Source organism: Bacteroidales bacterium (genome assembly GCA_018334875.1).
In the GTDB taxonomy this organism is placed as follows: domain Bacteria; phylum Bacteroidota; class Bacteroidia; order Bacteroidales; family UBA12077; genus JAGXLC01.
This window is the reverse complement of the sequence record JAGXLC010000300.1, coordinates 1-4,951: the sequence shown is the minus strand read 5'-3', so window position 1 is coordinate 4,951 and position 4,951 is coordinate 1. Positions and strand designations below refer to the sequence as shown.

5 protein-coding genes are annotated in these 4,951 nt (G+C 45.9%); 1 reads left to right on the top strand and 4 read right to left on the bottom strand.

Annotation, left to right across the window (positions count from 1 at the left end; translation table 11 throughout):
- Positions 1–677, top strand: a 677-nt coding sequence (locus tag KGY70_16850; protein MBS3776869.1) for an aspartate/glutamate racemase family protein, incomplete at its 5' end; no start/stop codon positions are given.
- Positions 678–1,318: 641 nt separating this feature from the next.
- Here KGY70_16850 and KGY70_16845 read toward each other — a convergent pair.
- From KGY70_16845 to KGY70_16830, 4 genes are all read right to left on the bottom strand, one after another.
- On the bottom strand, positions 1,319–2,698 hold the full coding sequence (locus KGY70_16845) for an ATP-binding protein (GenBank protein MBS3776868.1): 1,380 nt from the start codon (positions 2,696–2,698) through the stop codon (positions 1,319–1,321).
- Between the two features lie 209 nt (positions 2,699–2,907).
- The gene (locus KGY70_16840) at positions 2,908–3,711 is read right to left on the bottom strand and encodes a DUF4157 domain-containing protein (protein ID MBS3776867.1); all 804 of its coding nucleotides are present in this window, start codon (positions 3,709–3,711) and stop codon (positions 2,908–2,910) included.
- A gap of 17 nt (positions 3,712–3,728) precedes the next feature.
- Positions 3,729–4,274, bottom strand: a complete 546-nt coding sequence (locus KGY70_16835) for a hypothetical protein (protein MBS3776866.1) — start codon at positions 4,272–4,274, stop codon at positions 3,729–3,731.
- A gap of 51 nt (positions 4,275–4,325) precedes the next feature.
- A partial coding sequence (locus tag KGY70_16830; protein ID MBS3776865.1) for a hypothetical protein occupies positions 4,326–4,951 on the bottom strand: 626 nt, incomplete at its 5' end.

Sequence of the window (4,951 nt, the reverse complement as noted above, 5' to 3'; positions counted from 1 at the left end):
CTTCCGATCAGGAACATCTGCCGGTGGCACTGTTGTCACTTCCTGAAAAGATTGAGGACCGTACCCGTTACCTGATGAGAGAGACCGATGTCAATCCTGCCTTTGCAGTAGCCGATATTATAGGAAAACTTGAGAACCTGGGAGCCAAAGTTGTTGGAATACCCTGCAACACCATGCATGCTCCTGAAATTTTTAATGAAATCCTCCATCAACTGGAAAAAAAGAACTCAGAGGTGAAAGTCATACACATGATCCGGGAGGTTGTGGGATTCATAGCCCGGCATTATCCCAACATACGAAAGGTTGGAATTTTATCTACCACCGGCACCTGGAAATCCAATATCTATCCGGAATACCTGGGAGAGAATAAATTTGAGCCATTGATTCCCGATAAACAGATGCAGGAGCAGATACATGAGGCCATCTATAACCCGCGATACGGCATCAAAGCACAATCAGATCCCGTGGATGAACAAGCCAAAAAAACCATAGTAAAAGGGTTACGCTTGTTAAAATCACAGGGTGCTGAAGGGATTATCCCGGGCTGCACCGAGGTCTCCTTTGCCCTTCCTTACACGGTCCTGGATGATCTTCCGCTTTTCGACCCTACGTTGATCCTTGCACGCGCATTGATTGCACATACTTATCCGGAGAAGCTCAAGGACTTTAATGTGTGATAAGCTCGAAAGCCTCCGAAACCGTCACTCATGCTTGCGTGGTACTTTCGGGAACTCCCGAAAACGCCCCGCAGGCCCGCTGACGATTTCGGAAAGTTCCGAAGTCATCCCGCAAGCTCGCTGATAATTTCGGAAAGTTCCGAAGTCGTCCCGCAAGCTCGCTGATGATTTCGGAAAGTTCCGAAACCATGTCGCAAGCATGCACGACGCTTTCGGACAGGCGAATGAGGATGATGAATCATTTTAACCCTTTCTGTGTTTCGCCGTTGCGCTCCATTACAATCCCTCAAAATCTCCTCCTGTCATCTAATCATCCAATCATCCAATTAAACTCCTGTCAAACAATCAAACGTTCAAACACCTTCTTTCCAAGGTATAGATTCCCCCGCTTCAGCCAGCGGGGCAGGCGGCTCTTCCCTACCGTTACGGCCGGAATGAAACGAAGGCCAGGGCTTTTCTGCGAATACAAAAAATGACCACTTAATGACTTAATGACAATAAAACTTGTCCGGCTTTTGACGGATGACTATTATATATATCTATTAACTGCAGCCTTTCTAACCTCAAACAATCAAACGTCAAACTCCCGTCAAACAATTTAATGACAATGAATAGCTATCGAATGACACCGAATGAACGGATCAAATCACCTTCCCCTCCTTGATGTACTCCTTCTTAATTCCTTCCTGCAGCAATAGGTTATCGATGTGGTCATGCCCCTTTGACAATGCTTGAAGAGATACATATTGAACGATGTTAATGATGTTGGCCCCGGATAACTCGTATTGGCGGGCAATTTCTTCCAGGTTAATGTCCCCGGCCAGGTTGATATTTGCGGGCAGGGATTGTTTCCACAGGGTTAGCCGCTCATCGGATTTTGGCATGGGAAAGTGCACCAGCGACTGAAACCGGCGCGTAAAGGCTTCATCAATGTTGCTTTTGTAATTGGAAGCCAGGATAACCAATCCGGAATGGCTTTCCACCCTTTGTAAAAGGTAAGAAACCTCCTGGTTGGCATATTTGTCATGGGCGTCCCTGATGTTCGTTCTTTTACCGAAAAGGGCATCGGCTTCATCGAAAAAGAGGATCCAGTCCTTGCTTTCGGCTTTGTCGAAAAGTACGGAAAGGTTCTTTTCTGTTTCACCGATGAATTTGGAAACAACCGTAGACAGATCGACCCTGAAGACATCCCGGCCGGTGTATTTTCCCAGAAGGCAAGCAGTAAGGGTTTTACCCGTTCCGGGAGGTCCGTGAAAAAGACAGCGATAACCCGGTTTGATCTTCTTTTTCATTCCCCATTCATTCATCAGTGTATTGTTGTATTTGATCCATATCTCAATTTCATTGATCTGATCCAGGGTGGCGGAATTCAGCACCAGGTCGCCCCATTCCATCTCGGTGGTGATCAGTTGCGCAGGAAAAGAGGTGCTCAATTTGGGTTTTGAAACTTCGCCTACTGTGAATAGTTCCACGTATTCATCGTCGAGCACGATCCTGTTGCTCATAGAAGGTTCGCTGTCAAAACCATCCTCCAGATGGATGATCTGTTTCGTGAAGAACAGGTGGTCCTGGTTGAAATAAGACTGTACATGGAACCTTCTGTTCAAATCATCACCGGCAAGTATGAAAAGGGCCGTTTCTACGGTGGGTAGAATTCCCCTGAATGCTTTGCCCCTGACTCCCCCAATCTGGGGAAATTCGCCTGGATTTTTCAGAACCCCGGATATTAAATCATCCAGGAAGTTTGGCTTTATGAACGGGACAAGTGAAAGGATAAGAATCACCCGCTCTTCAAAATTCAGGTTGTTTGACCTGGCAAATTGGGCGTAGCTGCAACGGACCTGTTCGATATCGGGTGGAGGAATAGCATCCACCTCCTTTTGTTCCTGTTTTATTTTGAAATGGTTTTCAAGCCTGGTGGTTACGACCTTCGCCAGCCAGTCAAGTTCCCATTCCAGAAAATGCTGTCCGTTTTGGGTCATCATATTGTTGCTTTCTTTTATGATCTTTTCTATTATCATTGTTCTGCAATGTTGTAAGCCTTATGTCCCGTTTCCCGTGTCTCGTATCTCGAGTTAGCTCTAGCTAGGGCTTTTTGTCTGATTTCTGATTACTGCTTTATTCATTACTCATTGCTCACTACTCCGTCTTCCCTTACCAACTGCCAACTAAATTGCTCACTACTCAAAACTCACTACTCAAAACTCAACACTCACTACTCATTCATTTTTTATTTCTGCTGAACGACATGGGTGAGCTCATGGGCAAGCAGTTGTTTGCCGGCTGTCGTTTCAGGCCTGTATTTGCCCTTGTTGAAAAAAATGTGATTCCCTTTGGTAAAGGCCTGGGCATTGATTTCATTGCACAGTTTGATCGCCTGTTTGTCGGTATGCACGCGAACATGTGAGAGACCGGTGGAAAACTGCTTTTCCATCTCCTTGCGCAGGCTCTCAGGAAGGGGCGATCCGCCTTGTTTTGCTGCTTCCAGCCGGTTATCAAACGACCGGGTAGTTTCATTATTTTCTTTCCGGAATATAGTGGATTTGGTCTGAACTTCCTCTTCCTCTTTTTCCTGCTTGTGCAGTTTGGCCTGCATATCCTCTTCTTCCTCTTGTTTGTTCAGCTTTTCCTGAACTTCTTCCTCCTCTTCCTGTCTGGAAAGGGATTCCTGCCTTTTGGGCTGCGCCTCCTCTTCTTCTTCTTCCTGCCTGTAGAGCTTATCTTGTCTTTTCGGTTGGGCTTCTTCCTCCTCTTCTTCCTGTTTATGAAGTTTAGCCTCCACTTCCTCTTCCTCGCTATCTTGCCGGCTAACCACCTGGTTGGCCATCTCGTCGGCCTGAACTTCCGATTTATCCCCGGGTTGACTGATCTTTAGCTTCTCCTGTACTTCTGTATTGGATTTGCCTTTGAAGAAACTGCCCCGGCGGGAGGTTTCTTCAAATTCGGCTTCGTCGGCCTTTTTCTTGATAAAGGATTGCTGCCCGTCCCTGGCAGTGTCCAGCTTTTTTCTTCTTCTGATTCTGATTGCTTTCATGATTGATGGATTTTGGGTTATTGAATCCTGAAATTCTGGAGAATGATGCCCGTCAAATCTTTCCGTTTGATGTTGTGATTCTTTTCTCCGGCTTGTTTACGCATCTCAAGCAATACTTTCTCCGTTTGACTAAGGATGCTTGCTTTATCTTGCTTTTCTTCACCGGTCATTTGCAAAAGTTGCTTATATTGCCTGATCACCTGCGAATTTCCCCACAAAACGATCATCTTGTTGAGTTTTTCCAGTTCGGCAGGTAGTTTCTCCTTTTCATTTCCTGTTTTGTTGGAGTGAAGCCATACATCAACGAATTTACCGTACATCGCTGCCTTTTCCTGCTGGAAGGCAACATTTCTTTTCCCGAAATTGGCTTTTATAGTCCCCGCAATGATCAAACAACACAGAAGGGCCACTGTTGAAATTATGATCAGAATTATTGATGTTGTTGGATCGAGGAAGGACAGCCGGGCGATGATGTATTTCACTCCCATGTAGGCTCCCCAGAGAAAAAGAGCGAAGAGACCCAGTATAAGCAAGAAAGATGCGAATGTTCCCAGTGTTTTCATGGTGTTTGCCTTGATGTGTTTTTTATTGTTTATACAAAGATTTAATTAGGATCATGGTTTTCGTATCAGGCCTTCATCGAAGGCTTCCTGGAAAAAGCTGTCGAGTGTGGGGTGCTCTTTTTTGGCATTTTCATATGCCTGTGAGTTTTCAAAAGCACCGAAGCTGCTGAAGTCTCCTTCTTCTTCAATATCTTTTACCATATTCCTGAAGACTTCACGTGTAGGAGCATGATCCAGGTGTTTAATATCGTCCCAATGATTCCCGGGCATGGTGTTAATATTGGGTATAGGATCTCTGCTGCCTTTCGGATCGGGTTTGGTGACACTGAATGTATTGCTGTACTGGACACTGCCGACCCGCGCCCAGTCGTCCGAATTTTTTTGTTCCATAAACCCGTATTGGACCTGTATGCCTTTTGCAAAATCTGTGAAGCCAGGTTCACTTCTGTACCCCGTTACTTTGCCTTCATACCAGAGCACCCGCCTGTCATCGGTGATCAGATCGTCTGCCGGAGTTTCTGCCTGTTGTTCCATGTTTCTGTTCTCTGTCTTTCTACCGGGAGTTAGATTTGTCTTATTTCTGCCGCTGCCTCCCAGCTTTTCGCTTAGAATGTGCAGCCTCACGTAGTAGTCGTAATAGCCGGGAATGGTTTCGATATGGTTCTTCCAGCCGGGGG

What these genes read in the sequence shown, in the direction of transcription:
- KGY70_16845 (MBS3776868.1), bottom strand. Translation starts at nt 2,698, where the DNA reads ATGATAATAGAAAAGATCATAAAAGAAAGCAACAATATGATGACCCAA.
- KGY70_16835 (MBS3776866.1), bottom strand. Translation starts at nt 4,274, where the DNA reads ATGAAAACACTGGGAACATTCGCATCTTTCTTGCTTATACTGGGTCTC.
- KGY70_16840 (MBS3776867.1), bottom strand. Translation starts at nt 3,711, where the DNA reads ATGAAAGCAATCAGAATCAGAAGAAGAAAAAAGCTGGACACTGCCAGG.